Annotated in this window: 14 protein-coding genes; 6 read left to right on the forward strand and 8 right to left on the reverse strand. The window is 73.3% G+C overall.

Going from position 1 to position 18,959, the window contains the following annotated elements:
• From recD to EXE57_RS19750, 4 genes are all read right to left on the reverse strand, one after another.
• Positions 1-1,737 (reverse strand): exodeoxyribonuclease V subunit alpha, encoded by a 1,737-nt coding sequence (gene recD, locus EXE57_RS10770; RefSeq protein ID WP_135077383.1) that lies wholly within the window; start codon positions 1,735-1,737, stop codon positions 1-3.
• Positions 1,734-5,033 (reverse strand): exodeoxyribonuclease V subunit beta, encoded by a 3,300-nt coding sequence (gene recB, locus EXE57_RS10775; RefSeq protein WP_135077385.1) that lies wholly within the window; start codon positions 5,031-5,033, stop codon positions 1,734-1,736. The genes recD and recB overlap by 4 nt, the downstream gene beginning before the upstream one ends.
• Positions 5,033-8,332 carry an exodeoxyribonuclease V subunit gamma gene (gene recC / locus EXE57_RS10780; RefSeq protein WP_135077387.1) on the reverse strand — a complete coding sequence of 1,100 codons (3,300 nt, stop codon included), beginning with the start codon at positions 8,330-8,332 and terminating at the stop codon, positions 5,033-5,035. The genes recB and recC overlap by 1 nt, the downstream gene beginning before the upstream one ends.
• A gap of 87 nt (positions 8,333-8,419) precedes the next feature.
• Positions 8,420-8,563: a GPGG-motif small membrane protein gene (locus EXE57_RS19750; RefSeq protein ID WP_167305875.1), complete on the reverse strand. Its 144-nt coding sequence runs from the start codon at positions 8,561-8,563 to the stop codon at positions 8,420-8,422.
• Between the two features lie 124 nt (positions 8,564-8,687).
• Here EXE57_RS19750 and EXE57_RS10785 point away from each other — a divergent pair, with 124 nt between their 5' ends.
• Both EXE57_RS10785 and EXE57_RS10790 read left to right on the forward strand, forming a co-directional pair.
• A complete protein-coding gene (locus EXE57_RS10785; protein ID WP_167305876.1) occupies positions 8,688-9,131 on the forward strand; it encodes a rhodanese-like domain-containing protein in 444 nt (147 codons plus the stop codon).
• Positions 9,132-9,241: 110 nt separating this feature from the next.
• Positions 9,242-11,077, forward strand: coding sequence for a phosphoenolpyruvate carboxykinase (GTP) (locus tag EXE57_RS10790; protein WP_135077391.1), 1,836 nt, complete (start codon positions 9,242-9,244; stop codon positions 11,075-11,077).
• A gap of 98 nt (positions 11,078-11,175) precedes the next feature.
• Here the strand turns inward: EXE57_RS10790 and EXE57_RS10795 are convergent, their stop codons facing one another.
• A complete protein-coding gene (locus EXE57_RS10795) occupies positions 11,176-12,393 on the reverse strand; it encodes an MFS transporter (protein WP_208542819.1) in 1,218 nt (405 codons plus the stop codon).
• 29 nt (positions 12,394-12,422) lie between these two features.
• On the reverse strand, positions 12,423-13,649 hold the full coding sequence (locus EXE57_RS10800) for an alpha-hydroxy acid oxidase (RefSeq protein WP_135077393.1): 1,227 nt from the start codon (positions 13,647-13,649) through the stop codon (positions 12,423-12,425).
• A gap of 113 nt (positions 13,650-13,762) precedes the next feature.
• Here EXE57_RS10800 and EXE57_RS10805 point away from each other — a divergent pair, with 113 nt between their 5' ends.
• Positions 13,763-15,082 carry a DUF2254 domain-containing protein gene (locus EXE57_RS10805; RefSeq protein WP_135077395.1) on the forward strand — a complete coding sequence of 440 codons (1,320 nt, stop codon included), beginning with the start codon at positions 13,763-13,765 and terminating at the stop codon, positions 15,080-15,082.
• Between the two features lie 7 nt (positions 15,083-15,089).
• Here EXE57_RS10805 and EXE57_RS10810 read toward each other — a convergent pair whose 3' ends face one another.
• Positions 15,090-15,644 (reverse strand): hypothetical protein, encoded by a 555-nt coding sequence (locus EXE57_RS10810; protein WP_135077396.1) that lies wholly within the window; start codon positions 15,642-15,644, stop codon positions 15,090-15,092.
• 117 nt (positions 15,645-15,761) lie between these two features.
• On the opposite strand from EXE57_RS10810, the gene EXE57_RS10815 reads away from it, so the two are divergent.
• The 3 genes from EXE57_RS10815 to EXE57_RS10825 all read left to right on the forward strand — a co-directional run bounded on the left by EXE57_RS10815 (position 15,762) and on the right by EXE57_RS10825 (position 18,517).
• The gene (locus EXE57_RS10815) at positions 15,762-16,658 is read left to right on the forward strand and encodes a sulfite exporter TauE/SafE family protein (RefSeq protein ID WP_135077398.1); all 897 of its coding nucleotides are present in this window, start codon (positions 15,762-15,764) and stop codon (positions 16,656-16,658) included.
• Positions 16,659-16,838: 180 nt separating this feature from the next.
• Complete coding sequence (locus EXE57_RS10820) at positions 16,839-18,146, forward strand: dicarboxylate/amino acid:cation symporter (protein ID WP_135077400.1); 1,308 nt, start codon at positions 16,839-16,841, stop codon at positions 18,144-18,146.
• A gap of 20 nt (positions 18,147-18,166) precedes the next feature.
• Entirely contained in the window at positions 18,167-18,517 is a 351-nt protein-coding gene (locus tag EXE57_RS10825) for a hypothetical protein (RefSeq protein WP_135077402.1), read from the forward strand.
• A 6-nt stretch (positions 18,518-18,523) separates the two neighbouring features.
• Here EXE57_RS10825 and EXE57_RS10830 read toward each other — a convergent pair whose 3' ends face one another.
• Positions 18,524-18,943 (reverse strand): hypothetical protein, encoded by a 420-nt coding sequence (locus EXE57_RS10830; RefSeq protein ID WP_135077404.1) that lies wholly within the window; start codon positions 18,941-18,943, stop codon positions 18,524-18,526.
• Between the last annotated feature and the right edge of the window lie 16 nt (positions 18,944-18,959).

The following is an 18,959-nucleotide window of genomic DNA, read 5'->3' on the forward strand; positions in this document are numbered from 1 at the left end:
TCAGCCGCCCTCGCGCAGCCGCTCCCGCAGGCCGCTGGCACGTCCCACGGGCCGGTCGACGGCGGCGCGGACCGATGCCTCGCTGCCGACGACGCGGACCCGGTCCTGGGCCCGGGTGATCGCGGTGTAGAGGAGCTCGCGGGTCAGCAGGCGCGACTCGACGTCGGGCAGCAGGACCGTGACCTCGCCGGCCTGGCTGCCCTGGCTCTTGTGGATGGTCATCGCGTGCATGGTCTCGACGTCGCTCACCCGGGAGGTGGCGAGGTCGAGCGGGCCGGTGACACCGGCGACGACCGCACGCAGGACCCCGCGTCGGAGCACGGCGGCCCCGGTGTCGCCGTTGTAGATGCCGAGGCCGTAGTCGTTGGCGGTCACCAGGAACGGGCGACCGGGGTACCAGGCGGACCAGAGGCCCTCGGTGAGCTCCTCGCTGAGCCAGCGCTCCACCTGGTGGTTCCAGTGGTGGACGCCATGGGGACCGTCACGGTGGGCGCAGAGCAGCCGGTGGCCGTCGAGCAGCGCCAGTGCCTCGTCGGCCGCGCCGTCGAGGCCCGCCAGCCGCAGCTGCCGAGCACGCGGCAGGAGCACGTCGCGCAGCACCGGGCCGGGGTCCTCGGTCTCCTCGAACACGACGTGGGGGTCGCCCTGACGGAGCAACGCGACCGCGTCGTCGGCCCGGCCGTCGCGGACCGCCGCCGCCAGCGCGCCGATGGCCTCCCCGAACCGGTGGGAGGTGGCCAGGGCCGCGACCTCGACGTCGCGTCGCGCGCCGAGGCCGTCGACCAGGTCGGCGAGCACCGCCCCGGCCTCGACCGAGGCGAGCTGGTCGGGATCGCCCACCAGCACCAGCCTCGCGTCAGGGCGCAGCGCCTCGAGCAGCCGCGCCATCATCGTCAGCGACACCATCGACGCCTCGTCGACGACCACCACGTCGTGGGGCAGCCGGTTGTCTCGGTGGTGGCGGAACCGGGCCGAGGTGTCGGGACGGGTGCCGAGCAGCCGGTGGAGCGTCATCGCCCGGAGCCCCGCCAGCCGGCCGCGATCGGCCTCGTCGCGGAGGTTGCCCACCTCCTTCTCGACCGCCTGCTGCAACCGCGCCGCCGCCTTGCCGGTAGGAGCTGCCAGGGCGATCCGGAGCCGGGGCGCGCCCTGCTGCTCGGCCTGCTCGGCGAGCAGCGCCAGCAGCCCCGCGACCGCCGTCGTCTTGCCCGTTCCGGGGCCGCCGGTGAGCACGGTCGTCGGCTGCGCGAGCGCCAGGGCGGCCGCGTCGCGCTGCTCGTCGTAGCCGGTGAGGGGGAACACCCGGTCGAGGCCCTCCGGACGCTCGACCCGGCCGGTGCTCGCCCGGGCGAGCACGTCGGTGCAGACCTGCACCTCCTCGCGCCAGTAGCGGTCGAGGTAGAGGCGGTCGTCCTCGAGGTGGAGCACCTCGGGATCGCGCGTCAGCGGGCTGGCGGCGATCGCCGCGCGCCAGGTGGCCGGATCGGGCCAGGCGACCTCGTCGTCCTCGGCGACCAGCCCGTCGAGGCGGACGCAGACCGACCCGCCCCGCACCGCGCGGACGGCGACGGCGACGGCCAGCGCGACCAGGGGGTCCTCGTCGTGGGCGAGGGTGGTCACCCGGGCGGCCACGTGGAGGTCGACGGCGTCGAGGACGCCGGCGCGGTTGAGGTCGCGGAGCAACCCGGTGGCTCCCACGGCGATCCGTACGTCGTGGGGATCCTCGACGACGCTCATGGTCGCCTCCCGTCGAGCAGGTCGGACAGGTCGGTCACCAGGCCCGCAGGTGGGCGCCAGCTGAAGACGCCGGCGGGGTGGCCGTCGACCACCGGGGTGTCGGGGCCGCACATCCCCCGGACGTAGAGGTAGAGGACGCCGCCGAGGTGGACCTCGGGGTCGTAGCCGGGCTGGCGCCAGCGGAGGTAGCGGTGGAGGACGACGGTGTAGAGCATCGCCTGCAGGGGGTAGTCGGAGTGGAGCATCGCCTCGCGCACCCGGTCGGGGGCGTAGTCGGCGGCGGTGAGCGCGCCCTCGCCCTCACCGAGCCAGTTGGTCTTCCAGTCGACCACGAGGTAGCGCGGCCCGGGCGCCCGGAGCACGACGTCGATCGAGCCGGAGAGGTAGCCCCGCAGCGACTGGTCACCGAGGCCCGGCTCGCGCAGCCGGTGGGCGTAGGGGCGGACGGGGTCGTCTGCCTCGAGGTGGTGGTCGAGCACCGCGGCCAGCTCACGCACCCGGATGTCGGGGAACGGCCCGAGGTCGCCGCCGGCGAGCGGGATCTCGAAGTCGAGCTCGCGCAGCCGGTCGTGCCGGCCGATCTGCGCCAGCGTGAGCTCGGGCAGCAACGGCCCCAGCGGACTGTGGTGGAGCGGGACCAGGGCAGCGGCGAGCTCGCCGGGCGTGGCGTCGACCGGCCACCACGGGAGCTGCTCGGCGACGTGGCGCGCGAGCTCGGCCTCCAGGTCGGGGGCGAGCGGGTCTGCCTCCTCGAGCACCCCGTGGACGAGCGACCCGAAGTCGGCGCCACCGGGCAGGTCCGCCATCGGGGAGGGCAGCTCGGCCCCCGCCGCCGGGGGCTCGGCGACCATGACGGGGGTCTCGAAGGGTTCGTCGTCCACGACGCCGACCTCGGGCTCGCTGGCGACGCCCACAGCGTCGCCGGCGGAGCGCAGCAGCCCGGAGTAGGACGTACGACGCCAGGCGGTGTCGATGGACCGCGTGAACCGGCGAACCGACAGTCCGGGCGGCAGCTCAGCGACGGGTGACTCGGGTGCGGCGACGACCTCGGAGCGCTCCAGGGAGGGTCCTCCCTCCTCCTGCCAGTGGCGGAGCCGCTGGATCATCTCCTCGTCGGACGGCCGGCCGGGAGCCTGCTCGGGCACGGTGGCCTCACCCGGTCCCCGGCCGCGCAGCAGCCGGGAGAGGCCGCCGTGGGGTTCCTCCCAGGACGGTGCCCACCAGGCGACGACCTGCGACTGCGCACGGGTGAGCGCGACGTAGGTGAGGCGGATGTCGTCGCCGGCGGACTCCTGCCGGCCCAGGGCCTGGATCGCCGCGAAGCCGGATCGACGGCCGCCGATGTCCAGGCACCGCTCGGCCCCGCGGTGGTAGAGGACGTTGACCGGGTCGGGGACGTGGCGGTTGAACGCGAACGGCAGGTAGACGAGGGGGTACTGGAGTCCCTTGCTGACCCACACCGTCATGATCTGGACGGCCTTGGCGTCGCTGTCGAGGCGCCGGTTGCGCTCGCCCGCCCCGCGCCGCTCGGAGGTCTGGTCGCGCAGCCAGTCGAGCAGGGCCGGGGACCCGAGCCGCTCCCGGTGGGCGGTCTCGTGGAGCACCTGCGCGAGGTGGGCGAGGTCGGTGAGGTGGCGCTCGCCGCCCTGCCAGCCCAGCACCCGGTCGCCCATCCCGGCGACCTGAGCCGCCTCCAGCACGGCCGCCACCCCGCGCTCCCGGGCGTGGTCGGCCCACTCCCGCAGCGTGTGGGCCACCCGGTCGGTGAGATCGTCGCCCCCCGCCGCGAGGCTCGCAGCGGACTCCCCGAAGAACATCGTGGTGGCCGCAGCCCGGACCAGGCCGCTGCGCTGCGGCTGCTCGAAGGCCTCGAGCAGGCACAGCCAGTCGGCGGCCGCCCGTGAGGAGAAGACGTCGGTGTCACCGGTGTAGACGGCGGGGACCCCGGCCGCGGCCAGCGCGTCGCGGCAGGCTCGCGCGTCCTTGTGGGCCTCGACGATCACGGCGACGTCACCGGCCGCGACCGGACGCCCGTCGTACGTCGCATCGCTGGCCAGCAGCGCCTTCACGTCGGCCGCGAGGTCGGCCGAGATGTGGTCGCGCAGCCGGTCGATGCCGACCGTCCTGTGGGGCGGGACCCCGCACTGCTGGCGGGTGACGAGCCGCAGCCGGAACGGGTCGTTGCGGGGGGCGCCGGCCAGCCGGTGGGCGGTGTGGTGGGCATGGACGTCGCGGACCTGGATCCGGTCGTCGCCCAGGCTGGCGCCGCGGAGCACCGCGTGGGTGGCCGCGACGAGCGGCTGGTCGCTGCGCCAGTTGGTGTCGAGGGTCCGGACGTCGCGGCCCTCGGCGGCGGTGAGGTAGGTGGCGATGTCTCCGCCGCGGAAGGCGTAGATGGCCTGCTTGGGGTCGCCGATCAGCACCAGGGTGCTGGCGCCGTCGAACGCGCGGTGGAGCACGTCCCACTGCACGGGGTCGGTGTCCTGGAACTCGTCGACCATGACGATCGACCACCGGTCGCGCATCCGCTGCCTCGCCGGTGCGTCGTCGTCGGCGAGCGCCTGGGCCAGCCGGCTGAGCAGGTCGTCGAAGCCGAGCACGCCGAGGCGGCGCTTGCGGCGCTCGAGCTCGCGCAGCACCTCCGTGGCGAAGGCCACCCGCGCCGCGGCGCCCGACCCCGGTTCGGGCTGCTCGGGGGTCAGCGTGGTGTGGGGGTTGGCGACGACGTCGCGGGCGAGCGCGCCGGCCTCGGCCCGCGAGAAGGGCGGCTTCTCCCGGTCCTGCCGGAAGCGCGCGAGGTAGAGGTCGTCGACGACCTCGGACACCAGGTCGTCGAGGCTCTCGACCAGGGTCAGGCCGGCCTCGGAGTCACCGGCGACGCCCAGCGAGCGCAGCACCAGCTGGCAGAACTGGTGGGTGGTGGCGATGGTCGCGGAGTCGAAGGACGCGAGCGCGTCGCACAGCCGGCCCCGGCGGAGGGCGAGCTCGCCGGCCGGCGCGTCGACCAGGTGGCGGAGGAGGGCGTTGTCGTCGGGGACCCGGGTCGGGTCGTCGAGCGCGTCGGCCGCCACGACGAGCGCCGCACGCACCCGCTCGCGGAGCTCCTGGCTGGCGGCCCGACCGAAGGTGATGAGCAGCATGTCGTCGAGCCGCGCGTGGCCCTCGGCGACGTAGCGCGTGACCAGACCGGCGAGGGCGAACGTCTTGCCGGTGCCGGCGCTGGCCTCGAGCACGGTGGTCGTGCCGGTCGCGGGCAGCGCGCCGGTGAGGTCGAAGGGCGTCGGGGAGCCGGCCATCACAGGCTCCTCTCGGCGCGCAGGAGAGGGCCCCACAGCCGGACCGACAGGGCACCGAGGCGGTGGGGCTGTCCGAGGTCGTCCTCGTCGGGACGAACCTCGCCGAGGACGGCCGGGAGCGGCGCGTGCCGACCCCAGACCCGGACGTGGGCGGGCAGCTCGTTCTCGCCGGGGTACAGGCTCGACTTCCAGCGACGCTCGGCGGCCTGCACCGGGTCGTCACCCTGGTGGACCGCCGAGGCCCAGGCGTACGACGTCTTGACCGGCAGCGGCAGCGGTTCGCGCCGGCCGCGGTCGTAGAGGTCGACGAGGTCGCGCAGCAGCAGGTCGGGAGCATGGTCGGCCGGGCCGAGCAGTCGCTGGGCCACGGTGGTGCCGCGGGCGGCACGGCCGACGACCAGGGCGGTCCAGTGCTTGTCGGGGTCGTGGGCCGCCAGGGCGAGCAGCCGCACCCACGCCTGCAGCAGCTGCTTGCCGCCGAGGCGGGAGAAGCCGACCTCGACGAGCCGCCCGTCGTAGACCGGGCCGACGGTGCCGGTCAGCCGTCGCCCGTCGGGCAGGGCGACGTCGACGTCGTGGCTGCGCGGGGTGGTCTGGCGGTGGGTGAGCGCCGCGACGGCGAGCGCCATCGCCTGGTCGCGCACCTCCTGCGCCTTGCGCCACCCGAGCTGGCCGGGCGGCAGCGACCCGCGACGCCACTCCAGGCCGAGCGCCTGGTCGGGGTGGACCATCCGCAGCATGTCGGCGAGCATCCGGTCGCCGACCCCCCAGGTCTCCAGCTGGTCGATCTCGACCGGCATCGCGTCGGCCACACCGTCGACCTCCCACGGCAGGGTCACGTCGAGGGACCGGAAGAACCCCTTGACCGGATCGGCGAAGAAGCCGAGCAGGTCGACCAGCGCCACGTCGTCGGGCCGACGCGGCGGGAGCCGCTCGTCGAGGAAGGCGGGTGGGGCGGGGCGCTGCGAGGCCGCGGTCCGCGCCGCCGAGAGCAGCCGCTCGTCGAAGGTGAAGGGCCCGGGGACGCCCAGCCGGCCCGGCGCGACGTTGCGGACGTCGAACGCCTGCAACGGGTGGCGTACGACGACGCGCTCACGGATCGGCTCGGGAGTGGTGCGGTCGAGTGCATCGAGCAGCTCACCCAGCGGCACCGCCGGGGGGCGGGCCTGGCCGGTGTGCTCGTCGGCTCCGGTGTAGGTGACCACCAGCCGCTCGGTGGCAGCCAGGACGGCGTCGAGCATCAGCTGGCGGTCCTCGGACCGCACGTCTCGCTCCCCGACCACGGGGTCACGCGCCAGCACGTCGTCGCCGTCGACGGCTCCGACCCGAGGGAAGACGCCGTCGTCGACGCCCACCAGGCACACCACCCGGTGGGGCACCGAGCGCATCGGGACCATGGTGCAGACCGTGAGGGTCCCGGAGCGGAAGTTGGCGCGGGTCGGACGGCCCGCGAGGTGGTCGCCGAGGAGGGCTCGGACGTCGGGCAGCCGCAGCTCGGTGGTCGCGCGGGCGCCGGCCTCGCCCAGCACGCCGGACAGCTCGCGGTGGAGCTGTCCGACCTGGCCCTGGTCGGCGCGGCGGGTGTGGGTCAGCGATGCGATGCCGGTGGCGAGCGCCTCGACCCAGGCACCCAGCGGTCGGGTCCCGGTGAGCCGGTCGGTGACCTCCCGGACCCGGGCGACCAGCTCGGCGACCCGCCCGGCGAGGTCGACGCGGTTGCTGCCGACGTCGTCGAGGGGCAGGGTCACGTCGAGCCACGCGCGCGCGTCCTCGCTCATGGTGACCCCGGTCAGGATCCGGTCGAGACCGAACTGCCAGGTGTTGTGGACGATCCCCGAGAGGCCGTACGGCTCCCGGTGCTCCTGGTCGAGACCCCACCGGATGCCGGCCTGCCGGACCCAGGCGGCCATCGTGTCGAGGTCGTCGTCGCTGAAGCCGAACCGGCTGCGGACCACCGGCGCCTGGGCCAGGTCGAGCAGCTGGCTCGCGGTGACCCGGCTGCCGGCGAGGTCGAGCAGCTGGGCGGCGACCCCGAGGAGCGGGTTGGTACGGCTCAGGGCCCGGTCGGCGAGCAGCACGCGCAGCTGGTGGCCGGGGTGGGCCGCGGGGACCACCTCGCCGAGTCCGAAGGCCGCCGTGATCAGCGGGGCGTAGGTCTCGATGTCGGGGCACATCACGAGGATGTCGCGCGGCTGCAGCGTCGGGTCGTCCTCGAGCAGACCCAGGAGGACCTCGCGGAGCACGTCGACCTGGCGGGCCGGTCCGTGGCAGCGGTGCACCTGGACCGAGCGGTCGTCGTCGGCGAGCGAGCGACCGGCCGGGGCGACGGTGTTGGCGGAGAGGTCGGACTGCAGCCAGCCCAGCAGGCTGTCGGGACGATCCGGGGCGGGGCGCGTCTCGTCGACGGTGTCGACCTCGGCCAGCCGTGCCTGCAGCTCCCGGACGTCGCGGCCGAGGGTGGCCAGCAGCGGGTGGCCGACCCTGAGGTGGCCCGGGTGGTCGCGGCGCGGACCGGGACCGGGGGCGTCGCTCAGCGCCTGCCACAGGGCGTCACCGGGATGGGGCAACCACAGGTGGACGGCGTGGTGGGTCGCGAGCGCGTCGAGCAGCTCGATCTCGGTGGTCGGGAGCCGCGTGTGGCCGAAGAGGGACAGCCGGGCCGGCAGGTCGGTGGCCCCGCCGCGCAGCCGCTCGAGCACGGTGGCGTGCCGCTCGTGGGGCGCCGGCGCGGCGACCTCGTCGACCAGGGCGCGCCAGAGCGGCGGCTGCCACGCCAGGTCGTCGGGCAACGGTCGCCCGAGGCCGTCGGTCGGCTCCCCCGCGAGCCAGTCGACCAGCACCTGCGGCCGCTGGGTGGCGTACGACGCGAACAGGCCGGCGACCCGGCGGGCCACCGCGTAGCGGCGACCGCGCCGCAGGTCGGCCTCCTCACCGGTACGGCCGTGGCCGAGGTGGGCCGCGAGCGAGGCAGCCCAGGGCTCGTCGAGACAGGTGTCGAGCACGGACAGCAGGGGCCACGCCAGCGCGTCGGGACGCCACGGGTCGTCGCGCGTGGTGCCGGTCAGCTCGGCGACCAGCGAGCGCGGAGAGCGGAACTCCACCCCCGCACAGACCCCACCCTCGTCCGGGCCGCAGCCGAGCCGGTGGGAGAGCCGCTGCGAGAGCCAGCGCTCGATCCCCTTGGCGGGCACGACGACCAGCTCGCCGGCGAAGGGGTCCTCGAGCGGGTCGAGGAGCAGGTCGGCCAGGCCGTCGGCGAGCACGTCGGTGCGCTCGGCCCGGTGGACGAAGAGGGTCACCCGCTGCTCACCTGCTCTCCCGGGACGTGGATCGGCGACGGGCCCCAACATAGGGCCCGTCGCCGACACGTCAGCGGTGCGACCGGCCTAGGTGAACAGGCTCACGCCGCCCGGGCCGACCAGCAGCCCGACGATGATCAGCAGGATCCCCTGGAGCATCGCTCCGCGCACCAGCGACACGACGCCGGCGATGACGAGGATGACGGCCAGGATCCAGAGCACGAGCTCCATCTTCGTTCCCTTCCCGGACCGCCTCCCTGACGGTCCGGACCCAACCTGTCATCGGGCGGACCGCCGGCCCCACACCCCGTCGGGTGAGCGCCGGACCTCACCGGCAGGCAGGCAGACTGGCGACATGTCGAGCGCAGGGCGGGTCGTGGCCGTCGTGCTGGCCGTCGTGGTGGGTCTCGTGGGGCTCACCGTCATCGGGCTGGTCGCGGTCCCGGGCGACCCCGAGGGGGCGTCCAGCGGCGAGTCCGGGCCCGCCCCGGAGCTCGCCGACGCCGACCTGGTCCGGGAGCGGATCGAGACGGGCGCGACCGTGATCGACGTCCGGACCCCGGAGGAGTACGACGCCGGTCACGTGGCCGATGCCCTGCCGGCCGACATCGGCACCGACGACTTCGAGCAGGCGGTCGCCGACCTGCCGCGGGAGGACGCGTACGTCGTCTACTGCGCCACCGGCCGACGTGCCGCCGCGGCCGTCGAGCGGATGGAGGACGCGGGCTTCACCGACGTCCTCAACGGCGGTGGCTTCGACCGGATGGTGGAGCTCGGCGCACCCACCTCGGCGGGCTGACCGGCAGCCCCCGCCCTCACCCTCCTGTCCCACAGGGCCCCCGGGCTTGTACGGTGCCACCCACAGTCGACACGGTTGCCGTGCTGCTGGCGGCGGAGAGGTGGAGCGAGATGCCCGACGTGGAGGACGTCCTGGACGCTGCCGGGTTGCGCAACGAGGCGGTCCGCGCCTACGTCGCGCACTGGGCGGGGGTCACCGGTGCGGAGCGGATCGAGGTCGTCAGCGCCGCCGACGACGCGCGCCTGGTCCGCGAGGCGCTCGACGCCGGGGAGATCGAGCCGGCCGGCGAGGGCCGCTACTACTCCCGCAGCTACTACAAGGACACCGCCCGCTCCGAGGAGCGGACCGTCGTCGCCACCAGCAACCCCTCCGACAAGGGCGTCTACAACAACTGGCGCCCGTCGGAGGAGATGAAGCCGCTGCTCGAGGACAAGATGCGCGGACAGCTCGCGGGCAAGACGATGTACGTCATCCCGTACCTGATGTCGCCTCCCGGCTCGCCGCTCGAGAAGTACGCCGCCGGCGTCGAGCTGACCGACAACCGCACCGTCGTGCTCCACATGATCCGGATGGCCCGCGTCGGCATCGACCTGATCAACGAGCTCGCCGAGCCGGACCACTTCGTCCGGGCGGTCCACGTCACCGGCGACCTGCCCAACCTCGGCCAGGGCACCGCCGACGACCAGCGCTGGTTCGTGACGGTCGCCGACGAGCGGACGATCCTCCACTACGGGTCGTCGTACGGCGGCAACGCGCTGCTCGGCAAGATCGCCCACGGCCTGCGGCAGGCGGCGTACGACGGGTGGGCCTCGCGCGACTTCCTCTCCGAGCAGTTCATGCTGATCGGCATCACCGACAAGCAGACCGGCAAGAAGTGGCACGTCTGCGGCGGCTTCCCGAGCGCGTCTGGCAAGACCAACCTCGCGATGATGCTCGCCCCCGAGGGCCTCGGCGACCGCTACCACGTGTCGTTCTACGGAGACGACATCGCCTGGCTGTGGGTCGACCCGTCCGACGGCCGGCTCTACGGGATGAACCCGGAGTTCGGCGTCTTCGGCGTCGCCAAGGACACCAACGAGCGCACCAACCCCACCGCGCTGGAGTCGGTCGCCGAGCGCACCGAGGTGCTCTTCACCAACGTCGCCTACAACACCGACACGCACGAGGTGTGGTGGGAGGGCAAGACGCCCGCCCCGCCGTCCGACGTCACCGGCTGGCACGACTGGAAGGGCGAGAAGATCTCCGACCGGTCGGCGCGCGACGACTCGCCATGGGCCCATCCCAACAGCCGCTTCACGACCACGCTCGCCAACGTCCCCAACGTGGCCGAGGACTTCGAGGACCCGAAGGGCGTGCCGATCGACGGCATCATCTTCGGCGGCCGCACCTCCGACCGCGAGCCGCTGGTCCGCGCGATCACCGACCTCGCCGAGGGCGTCTACGACGGCCTCACCCTCGGCGCCGAGGCGACCTTCGCCGCCGAGGGCGTCGACGGCCAGCTGCGCTACGACCCGATGTCGATGCGGCCCTTCATGGCCTACGCCGAGGGCGACTACGCCGAGCACTGGCTGCGCATCGTGGGCGCCGCGACCGAGCAGCCCATCTTCGCCCACGTCAACTGGTTCCAGAAGGACCCCGACGACGGCCACTTCCTGTGGCCCGGCTACCGCGACAACCTCCGTCCGCTGCTGTGGCTGATGCAGCTCAAGGACGGCGAGGTGACCGGCCGGCGTACGCCCGTCGGCATCCTGCCGACCGAGGAGGAGCTCGACCTCACCGGCATGGACGTCCCCCAGGAGGACCTCGACCGGGTGCTGTCGATCGACGTCGACCGCTGGCGGCAGGAGATGGGCTTCCGGGAGGAGCACCTCCAGCAGTTCGACCGGCTTCCCGAGTCGATCTGGGAGGCGCACCGGCGGGTGACGGCGGCGCTCGAGGAGGGCTGAGGGGGGTCGTGTGGTTTAGCCGGCCGGCCGGGTAGACCGTGGGCGTGTGCTGGAAACAACGGGCACGAACCCCGAGACTCACTCGCGAACCTGCCCCCTCAGCGGCCTGACAGGAGCGGCGTCAACCGCACCATCGCCACCGCCCCGAGCAGCGGCCCGAGGCCGAGCATCGCCACCGCGAGCGGCCAGCCGACCGCCCCGGCGACGACCGGCACCAGCTGGATCGTGACCACGGTCAGCAGGAAGCCGAGCGCGGTCTGCAGCGTCAGGGCAGTGCCGACGTAGCGTGGGTCGACCACGGTGCCCAGGCAGGCCGAGAACATCGCCGAGTCCGCGATCACCGACGCGCCCCAGACCATGAGCAGCGGCACCAGGACGTACGCCGGCCCGCCGAAGGCGAGTGCGGCCAGCAGGCAGCACGAACCGCTGACGACCATCGCGCCGGCAGCGGCACGCGCCAGCCCGAGCCGGTCGCCGAGCCAGCCGGCGGCCACGCAGCCGAGCAGCCCGCACAGCCCCATCGACACGAAGACGATCACGCCGACCGTCACCGCCGACGGCCGGTCGCCGCGGGCCGCGAGGCTCGCGCTGACGAAGGCAGGAGCCCAGGCCCACAACGCGTAGAGCTCCCACATGTGGCCGAGGTAGCCGAGGTTGGCCAGCCGCGGTGCGCGGTCGCGCCACACGTCGAGCACCACGCCCGGGTGGAAGCCGTCGGACCGAGTCACGAGCGGGCCGACCACGATCCACCGCTGCAGCACCGCGGCCAGCAGCGCGAGCCCGGCCGAGACGAGCAGCGCCGTACGCCAGGCGGATCCGAGCGAGCCGGCGATCAGCTGCGGGAGGATGCTGCCGAGGGTGAGCGAGCCGACCATGATGCTCACCGCCAGCCCCCGCCGGTCGACGAACCAGCTCACCACGAGCTTCATCCCGACCGGGTAGACCAGCGCCAGCGCGGTCCCGGTCACGATCCGGAGCGCCACCCCTGCCACGACCCCGTCGACGAGGGTGGCCGTGGCGAGCGTCGCCAGGGCCGCGACGGTTGCGCCGAGCGCCATCAGCCGGGGCGGGTCGACCCGGTCGGGGAGGTTCGTGGCCGCGGAGGCCAGCGCCCCGACGACGAAGCCGAGCTGGACGCCGATCGTCAGCAGCGCCTCACCGATCCGGCCCATCTCCCACTCGGCGCGCAGCGCGGGCGCCGCCGCCGACGCGGCGAACCACGTCGCCACCGCCATCACCTGGACCGCCGAGATCAGCGCCAGCTGACGTACGGCGGTCCTGCCGTCCGCCTCGACCAGGGTCGTGGGGGGAGTCACGCGTCGACCGTAGGGCTTGCGTCGCGGTCTCAGCGAGGCCGGAGCCGACGCAGCATCACGACGTGCTCGGGCGTGAGCTCGTCGAGCGTCCGCACGCCCAGCAGCCGCATCGTCCGTTCGACCTGGCCGGTGAGGATCTCGACCATCCGGTCGACGCCCTCACGACCACCGGCCATCAGGCCGTAGAGGTAGGCCCGCCCGACCAGCGTGAAGTGGGCACCGTGGGCCACCGCCGCGACGACGTCCTGCCCCGACATGATGCCGGTGTCGAGGTGCACCTCGAGGTCGTCGCCGACGGCGGCGACCACCTCGGGGAGCAGGTGGAAGGGCACCGGGGCGCGGTCGAGCTGCCGGCCACCGTGGTTGGAGAGCAGGACGGCGTCGACCCCGACGTCGCGCACCCGGCGGGCGTCGTCGACGGTCTGCACGCCCTTCACCACGACCTTGCCCGGCCACTGGTCCCGGATCCAGGCCAGGTCGTCGTAGGTGACCGTCGGGTCGAACATCGTGTCGAGCAGGTCGGCGACCGTGCCCGACCAGGAGTCGAGCGAGGCGAAGGCGAGCGGCTCGGTGGTGAGGAAGTTGATCCACCAGGCCGGCCGCGGCACCGCGTTGACGACCGTGCGCGGCGTCAGCGTGGGTGGGATCGTCATGCCGTTGCGGACGTCGCGCAGCCGCGCACCGGCGACGGGGACGTCGACCGTCACCAGCAGCGTGTCGTAGCCCGCCTTCGCCGCCCGGTCGACCAGCGCCATCGAGCGGTCGCGGTCCTTCCACATGTAGAGCTGGAACCAGTGGCGACCGCCCGGCGCCGCGGCGGCCACGTCCTCGATCGAGGTGGTGCCCATCGTCGACAGCGAGAACGGGATGCCGGCCGCCTCTGCGGCCGTCGCACCAGCGATCTCGCCCTCCGCGTGCATCATCCGGGTGAAGCCGGTCGGTGCGATCCCGAACGGCAGCGCCACCCGCTGGCCGAGCACCTTCCGTGAGGTGTCCACGTCCGAGACGTCACGCAGGATCGAAGGACGGAACTCGACGTCCGCGAACGCCTCCCGCGCCCGGGCCAGCGACACCTCGCCGTCGGCGGCGCCGTCGGTGTAGTCGAACGCCGGCTTCGGCGTACGCCGGCGCGCGATCCGCCGCAGGTCCTCGACCGTGAGTGCCCGCGCGAGGCGCCGCTCCTTCGGGGACCAGACGGGCTCCTTGAACTTCAGCAGCGGGGCCAGGTCGCGCCGCTTCGGCAGCTGTCGCTTCATCGCCGTCACCTCCCGAGGAGCTCGTACGCGCACCGTACCCGCCGACGGATGGCGCAGCCGCCCGTCGTGGGCCATGCTGCTCCGAGCATCGACGGTCGAGGAGCGGAGCGCACGTGCACACCTGGTGGCAGAGCCTCCACGAGCGGCTCCGCGCGGGCTTCTGGTTCGTCCCGCTGGGCATGTGCCTGGCCGCCGCCGTGCTGGCCACGCTGACCCTCTGGCTGGACGACCGGTACGACGGCACGCTCGGAGGCCTGCTGACCACCGGCGGCCCGGTGGGGGCCCAGAACGTGCTGACGACCGTCGCCGCCTCGATGGTGGCCGTGGCCGCGACCGTGCTGTCGGTGACGATCGTGGCCATGCAGCTGGCGAGCACCCAGTTCGGCCCGCGGATCCTCACCAACTTCGTGCGTGACCGCGTCAACCAGGCCGCGATGGGCTCCTTCGTCGCGGTCTTCGTCTACGCCGTGCTCGTGCTGCGCCGCACCAGCGACAGCCCCGAGGACCTCCCCCGGATCTCGGTCATGGTCACGATCGCGCTGACCTTCGCCGCGGTCGTCATGCTGATCGTGTTCGTGCACCACATCGCGACCACGATCCAGGCGATGAACCTGGTCGGCCTGATCGCCCGCGACGTCGGCCGCACGATGGACTCGCTCTTCCCCGACCCGGCCGAGGCCGACGACGTCCGCCGCGCCGACAGCGACGTCGAGCTGCAGGGCGAGGGGACCTCGATCATGGCGGCGTCGACCGGCTACCTGCAGCTGATCGACCTCGAGGAGCTCGTCGAGCTCTGCGAGGAGCAGGACCTGGTGATCCGCTTCGACCACCGGCCCGGCAAGTTCCTGGTCGGCCGCACCCCGGTCGCGACGGCTTGGACCGGCGACGGGACCGCGGCCGCGGACCTGTCCCGCGAGACCTGCGAGAAGATCGCCGACGGCTTCGTCACGGGGCCGCGACGCACGCACGACCAGGACGCCGAGTTCCCCGTGAAGCAGCTTGTCGAGGTCGCCGTGCGCTCGCTGTCACCGGCCATCAACGACCCGATCACCGCCTGCGCCTGCACCGACCACCTCGGCGCCGCGCTCTGTCGGCTCGCCGAGCGCTCGCTTCCCCCGACCGTGCTGGCAGGGCCCGGTGGTCGGCCCCGGTTGATCCACGGCGACCCGGTGACCTTCGGGATGATGGTGGGCGTCTGCTTCGACGCCATCCGGCAGTCGGCCGACTTCCACGTCGTCGTCTACGTCCACCTGCTCGAGTCGCTGGAGCGGCTCGTGCCCTGCCTCACCCACGAGGACCAGCGCGAGCCCGTGCGTCGCCAGGCCGACCTCGTGCTCGAGCGCGCGGAGGTGGCGATCGCGCAGGAGGCCGACCGCGAGGTCGTACGCCGACGGCACGCCCGCGTCACCGAGCTGCTCGACCGCCTCGACTGACGGCGGGTCACCGGCGCGGTCGGGTCACCGGGTCGGGCGGGTCGTGGGGCTCGACGTCCACGTGGGCCTCGCTGCGGACCGCCTGCTTGATCTGCTCGAGGTTGTTGCGCAGCAGGTCGCTGACCAGCTCGTCGGTGCGGGGGTCCGCCAGCATCTCGACGACGACCCGCAGGGTGGTCTCGGTGACCTCGCCGACGATCGCGTCGTAGCCGGGCAGCTTGCCGATCAGGCGCACGTTGGGGTCCTGGCGCACCTTCTCGGCGATGAGCGCCTTGAGCTGGTCGTGGTTCTCGGTGATCGCCCGCGAGATGTTCTCGGTGTAGTGGCCGGTCCGCAGCACCGCCGCCACCTCGTCGAGCACCACGATCGTGAGCGGACGCTTGACCAGGGTGAAGACGCGCTCGGCCAGCTGCGAGGCCCACTCGACGACCGCCGGGCGACGCATGCCGAGCCGCACGAGCACGGCCCCCACGATGACGGCGAGCACCGAGAGCCCGAACGTCACGGCCAGCACCAGCAACAGCACCTGCAGGGTGCTCAGACTCTCCAGCCACTGCGACATGGGGACCATCCTGCCGGACACGCCGGATCCGGGGACTTGACCTGACTGGTCCACCATCCCCATAATTTTGAGTTGTTCAGTAGGAATAGCAGGAACAATCAAGAAACGGGTCATCACATGCGCAAGCTGCTCGTCCTCGGATTCGTGGGCCTCCTGGCCCAGCTCGTCGACGGTTCACTCGGGATGGCGTACGGCGTCACGTCCTCCACCCTCCTGCTGGCCGTCGGGGTCGCCCCCGCCGCAGCCTCGGCAGCCGTCCACTTCTCCGAGATCGGCACCTCGCTGGTCTCCGGCTTCTCCCACCACAAGCTGGGCAACGTCGACTGGAAGACGGTGTCCACGCTCGCGCTGCCGGGCTTCGTCGGCGCCTTCGCCGGCGCGACGTTCCTCGCCAGCCTGCCGGCCGACACGGCCAAGCCCTGGGTCGCCGGGCTGCTGATGGCCCTCGGCCTCTACGTGATCTACCGGTTCCTCGTGCTCGGCGGACGCCGCCCGAAGTTCAAGGCCCGTCCCGGCGCGAAGTTCCTCGTCCCCATGGGCCTCGTCGGCGGCACGCTCGACTCCATCGGCGGCGGCGGCTGGGGACCGGTCGGCACCACCACGCTGCTGTCGTCGGGTCGCCTCGAGCCCCGCAAGGTCGTCGGCTCGATCGACACCTCCGAGTTCGTGGTCGCGGTCGGCGGCTCGCTGGGCTTCCTGTTCGCCCTGAGCAGCTCGGGCATCCCGTGGGACTACGCGCTGGCGCTGCTGGCCGGTGGTGTCATCGCCGCACCGATCGCCGCCTGGCTGGTCAAGCACCTCCCCGCCCGCGTCCTCGGTGTCGCGGCCGGTGGCCTCATCGTCCTCACCAACTCCAAGACCATCGCCGAGGCGCTCGGCGCCACCGGCGGCACAGTCGGCCTCATCGCGGCCGTCGTCGCGGTCATGTGGATCTCCGGCATCGTCTGGGCCGTGGCCCAGGAGCGGAAGGCCCGTGCCCTCGAGACCCGCGAGGAGGTGTACGCCGGGGCCTGACCCGTCTCCGGCGAACCGGGCGGCCGGTGGGATGCGCTCCCACCGGCCGCTCGTCACGTCCGGAGCACGTGGTCCGCGATGTGCCCGGAGCCACGTCGGGAGACGGAATCCCGGCGGCCGCGCGGCGTGTTGCCCTGAGGTCGTGCCCACCGCTTGAAGCCTCTCGGAAAGGTCCTCCCCGTGTCCCCCACCCCCCGCCGCGCCTTCCCCTTCTGGGCGCAGATCCTGCTCGGCCTCGTGGTCGGCGTCGTCCTCGGGCTCGTCGCCCGGACCTACGACGTCGCCGGGCTGACCACCTTCCTCGAGATCCTCGGCAGCACCTTCGTCACGCTGCTCCGGACCATCGTCGTCCCCCTGGTCTTCCTCGCCATCGTCGTGAGCGTCAGCCGGCTGCGCGAGGTCACCGACGCGATGCGGCTCGCTGGCCAGACCCTGCTGTGGTTCGCGATCACGGCCGCCATCGCGGTCTCGATCGGCATGGCCCTCGGCCTGCTCACCGACCCGGGTCTCCGTACCAACGTCGACGGCAGCAGTGCGGCCGCGCCGGACAGCACCGGCTCCTGGCTCGACTTCCTCACCGGCATCGTCCCGGCCAACATCCTGGGACTCAGCGGCTCGGTGGAGGAGGGCGCCGTCGTCCTCGACTTCAACGTCCTCCAGATCGTGGTGGTCGCGCTGCTGATCGGTGTGGCGGTGCTGCGGACCGGTGCGAAGGCGGAGCCCTTCCTCGCGTTCGCCGAGTCGTTCCTGGCCGTGGTGCAGACCGTGCTGTGGTGGATCATCCGGCTCTCGCCCCTGGGCACGCTCGGCCTGATCGGCTCGGCCGTGGCGACGTACGGCTGGGACCTGGTCTCCCCGCTCGCCGTCTTCACGCTCGACGTCTACATCGGCTGCGCGCTGGTGCTCTTCGTCGTCTACCCGGTGCTGCTGCGGCTCCACGGCCTGAGCCCGGCCAAGTTCTTCTCCGGCGCCTGGCCCGCCCTGCAGCTGGCGTTCGTGTCGCGCTCCTCGGTCGGCACGATGCCGGTCACCCAGTACGTCACCACCCGCAACCTCGGCGTCGCCCCCGAGTACGCCTCCTTCGCCGTCCCGCTCGGCGCGACCACCAAGATGGACGGCTGCGCGGCGGTCTACCCGGCCCTGGCCGCGATCTTCGTCGCGCAGTTCTTCGGCGTGGAGCTCGGACTGTCCGACTACCTGCTGATCGCGTTCGTCTCGGTGGTCGGCTCGGCGGCGACGGCCGGCCTCACCGGTGCCGTCGTCATGCTGACCCTGACGCTCAGCACCCTGGGCCTCCCCCTCGAGGGCGTCGGCCTGCTGCTCGCGGTCGACCCGATCCTCGACATGATGCGGACGATGACCAACGTGGCCGGCCAGGCGCTGGTGCCGACGATCGTCGCCAAGCGGGAGGGCCTGCTCGACCAGGCGGCGTACGACGGCGACCGGGCGCTGGACCCGATCGGGGAGGCGCAGCCGGCCGCGGCGTGACCACCGGGCACAATCGGACGATGCCCGAGCCGACCCAGCCCCGTCGGGCCCGTCACCTGATGGACCCGACCGCGCCACGGCCGCCGCGCGACCCCGAGGCCGACGCCCGGCTGGCGCGGGTCCAGCAGTGGGTGATGTCCGTCCTCGCCGTCACGACGATCCTGCACCTGTGCGTCGGCCTGGTGATCGCCGCGTTCTTCCTCGACGGGCAGGACACGGTGGGCCGGGTCGGCCTGTGCGTGATCGCCGGCGCCTTCGGCGTGATGGGCGTCGCGATCGGGCTGGCCATCCACCGGCGGCCCGTGCTGACGCCGTGGCTGCTCGTCGGCACGGTCCCGGGCGTCGTCGGCGTGTGGCTGGTCCTGGGCTGAGCGCCGTCAGGACTCCGGCGGGTGGTCCGGGACCACCAGCCCGTCCGGGTCGGAACGCGGCGGGAGCGCGGCGAGCGCGCTCTGGACGAGGGCAACCCGTGCGCGCACCACGACGCTGCGTCGCAGCCGGCCCGACACCCCTTCCCCCAGCTGGCCCTCGACCGCCTCGCGGACCTGGGTGTCGGTGAACGTCGGAGCGGTTCCGGGCTCCACGTCCACGTCGGGCAGCGCCACCAGCACGGGCAGCAGCTGGTCGCCGATCCCGTCGAGCAGCTGGAAGCGCTCGTAGCCCGACATCGCGGCCCAGGTCTCGTCGACGTCGAGACGCCCCCGGCGTACGTCCTTCCGGGCGGCGACCAGCACCTTGGCGGCGCCGGTGAGGGCGACAGTCAGCTCGTTCTCGGTGAAGCGCACGGGCACCAGCATGCCCTCACCACCGGAC

Source organism: Nocardioides euryhalodurans, from assembly GCF_004564375.1.
Classification (GTDB): Bacteria; Actinomycetota; Actinomycetes; order Propionibacteriales; family Nocardioidaceae; genus Nocardioides; species Nocardioides euryhalodurans.

What these genes read in the sequence shown, in the direction of transcription:
- recD (WP_135077383.1), bottom strand. Translation starts at nt 1,737, where the DNA reads ATGAGCGTCGTCGAGGATCCCCACGACGTACGGATCGCCGTGGGAGCC.
- recB (WP_135077385.1), bottom strand. Translation starts at nt 5,033, where the DNA reads ATGGCCGGCTCCCCGACGCCCTTCGACCTCACCGGCGCGCTGCCCGCG.
- EXE57_RS19750 (WP_167305875.1), bottom strand. Translation starts at nt 8,563, where the DNA reads ATGGAGCTCGTGCTCTGGATCCTGGCCGTCATCCTCGTCATCGCCGGC.
- EXE57_RS10785 (WP_167305876.1), top strand. Translation starts at nt 8,688, where the DNA reads ATGTCGAGCGCAGGGCGGGTCGTGGCCGTCGTGCTGGCCGTCGTGGTG.
- EXE57_RS10790 (WP_135077391.1), top strand. Translation starts at nt 9,242, where the DNA reads ATGCCCGACGTGGAGGACGTCCTGGACGCTGCCGGGTTGCGCAACGAG.
- EXE57_RS10800 (WP_135077393.1), bottom strand. Translation starts at nt 13,649, where the DNA reads ATGAAGCGACAGCTGCCGAAGCGGCGCGACCTGGCCCCGCTGCTGAAG.
- EXE57_RS10810 (WP_135077396.1), bottom strand. Translation starts at nt 15,644, where the DNA reads ATGTCGCAGTGGCTGGAGAGTCTGAGCACCCTGCAGGTGCTGTTGCTG.
- EXE57_RS10815 (WP_135077398.1), top strand. Translation starts at nt 15,762, where the DNA reads ATGCGCAAGCTGCTCGTCCTCGGATTCGTGGGCCTCCTGGCCCAGCTC.
- EXE57_RS10825 (WP_135077402.1), top strand. Translation starts at nt 18,167, where the DNA reads ATGCCCGAGCCGACCCAGCCCCGTCGGGCCCGTCACCTGATGGACCCG.
- EXE57_RS10830 (WP_135077404.1), bottom strand. Translation starts at nt 18,943, where the DNA reads ATGCTGGTGCCCGTGCGCTTCACCGAGAACGAGCTGACTGTCGCCCTC.